Here is a 605-nt window from a genome sequence, read left to right on the forward strand (position 1 = left end):
CTGTAGGCCTGCGCGGACACCCCCACGCCGCCCTCCACGAACGAGCCCGCGAAGCGCGGCCCGAAGCGCGCCATCGCGTAGCGGCCCTTGAGCGCCACCTCCCCGCCGCCCAGCGTGAAGCCCTCCGTCGGGTAGCGGTGGTAGGTCGCGAAGCCCTCCACGTCCAACGACGTGCCATCCCCGTCCAGCCCCAGCGTCCGCTCCGGCGCGCCCCACAGCCGGTACGCCGCGCCCGCGCGGATCAACGTGTTGCCCTCGTCCGGCGCCAGCCGCGCGGAGGCCTGAAGTTGCACCTTCGACAGCCGCGCCACCGCGCCCAGCGCGAAGAAGTTCCGGTAGTCCGCCGTCGCGTCGTTCACGTACTGGTAGCCCAGGTCCAGCTCCAGCGGCGGCAGCGTGTCCGGCACCCGCCCCGGGTCGAACGCCGGCGACGTCACCGCGTACAGGTTCGCCAGCATCGACAGGGAGAACACCCCCGCGCCCGTCAGCGTCACCGCGTACAGCGGCCCGATGGTTTTTCGCGACGCGCCCGTCAACGCGATGGGCACCAGCCCCGCGCCAATCAGCCCCAGCCCGATGGCCTCCGCCGCGAACAGCCCCTTCGC

The 605-nt window shown here is 73.1% G+C and carries 1 pseudogene; it reads right to left on the bottom strand.

The features are described 5' to 3' along the window. Positions 1–605: pseudogene (locus D7X55_RS40130) on the bottom strand (hypothetical protein); the annotation flags it as partial.

The organism is Corallococcus sp. AB049A, from assembly GCF_003668885.1.
Lineage (GTDB): Bacteria > Myxococcota > Myxococcia > Myxococcales > Myxococcaceae > Corallococcus > Corallococcus interemptor.